Raw genomic sequence first — 1,536 nt, forward strand, 5'->3', positions numbered from 1 at the left:
TTCCGACAATCCGGAGACGGCGGAGCGTTCGGGGAATGTAGTGATTACGCCGAGTGCTGAGTCCGTAGGTGCGAAGGCCATCCGCGTGACGCAGGCCGGCAAGGTGCTTCCTCCGTCGCTGAGCATCGATGTGGAGGACCCGGAGACGGGCATTATTTTCAAGGCGAACGGAGAGGTTGTTTCGGGTACCAAAGACATTCAGGTGACGGCGGTGAATACGGATTGGAATGCCCGTGCGGTGGATGCGGAAGGCAATGCGGTGACCTGGTTCTCGGCCATCGCCAACAAGGACGACGGTCTGTCGAAGATTAATATAGAGATGTCCAAAAATGAGACTACGGAGGAGCGCGTAGGTTATCTGCTGATTACGGCGACCGTAGAGGAGGTGCCGGATATCCGGGTGACTGTCACGCAGAAGGGGTTGCAGGAGTATTACAGTACGCTGACGGAGAATGTGGTACTCGACAATCTGGTGAATGCAAAGGTGAGCGTCAGCCCCACCCAGAGCTGGGACCCGGAGACGGGGGCGAGCTGGATGCTCGAATTCTGGACGGACGGTGTCGAACCGACCGTAAATGATGTCTATAACCCTTATTCGGGTACGGGGACCTGTATTTCGCTCGACATGCGTTCGGAGCCTATTTTCTTTAACGACGACAACGAATATTACATGACCGACGGAGAGTACACCGTTACGGAGTTCGGTGACGATGGAATGGTTCCGCCGATGTACATAGCCGAAGGGATTCCCGGATATTACGATTGGCAGCACCCCGGCAGTTGGGTATTCGTCGTGGAAGACGGTGTGGTGAAGGAAGCGGGGCCTTTGGCTGCGGGTACCATTACCGTAAGCCGTGACGGCGACCGTTACACTTTCGTCTTCGACTGTCAGGACGATTTCGAGTTTACGGTGACGGGGACCTCTACGCTGGAGTTCGTTCCGAGATGTTCTACCCTGCCTACCGACCCGCCTGCGACGGGAGCGTAGGATTTCATACGGGAATGTGGTTTGTGGGCCCGGCGGAATCCGCCGGGCTTTTTTCGTGCCTGGCCTGAAGCGCTTGGGCCGGTAAGGAGATATGGTCGTATGAAAAGGAGTTGCACGTTTGATTGTGAACGGTTTGCGGTAAATATGAAAAAATATTTGTTTTCTATATTATATTATTGTGCGGATGATGTTTCCTGCTTAAATTAGCTTTCGGTTGAAGACCGTGTTACTAACTTTAAAAAACTTACCTATGAAAAGATTACTGTTTATTTCCGCACTGTGCCTGCTGTTTGCATCGTGCGGAGGGGACAAGGGGCCTGACGGGGGCGGCGTACCGTCGCTGAAGGTGGAGCCCTCGTCGCTGGATTTCGCGGCTGTTTCGGCTCCGTCGCAGAGCGTGACGGTTACGGCCGTGAACGTGGAGTGGGAAGTGCGTGTATCGGATACGGCTTCGGCCTGGCTGAAGGCGGAGAAGACGGACGGTACGACCGTGACGGTTTCGGTAACCGACAACGGTACCCCGGAGCAGCGTACCGGTTCCTTTACCG

The 1,536-nt window shown here is 55.0% G+C and carries 2 protein-coding genes; both read left to right on the forward strand.

The features are described 5' to 3' along the window. Positions 1-988, forward strand: a 988-nt coding sequence (locus BQ5361_RS00025) for a BACON domain-containing protein (protein ID WP_143047433.1), incomplete at its 5' end; no start/stop codon positions are given. A 250-nt stretch (positions 989-1,238) separates the two neighbouring features. Further along, positions 1,239-1,536: BACON domain-containing protein (locus tag BQ5361_RS00030; RefSeq protein ID WP_143047434.1), on the forward strand; the 298-nt coding region annotated here is incomplete at its 3' end.

Origin of the sequence: Tidjanibacter massiliensis (assembly GCF_900104605.1) — a bacterium.
GTDB classification, from domain to species: Bacteria; Bacteroidota; Bacteroidia; order Bacteroidales; family Rikenellaceae; genus Tidjanibacter; species Tidjanibacter inops.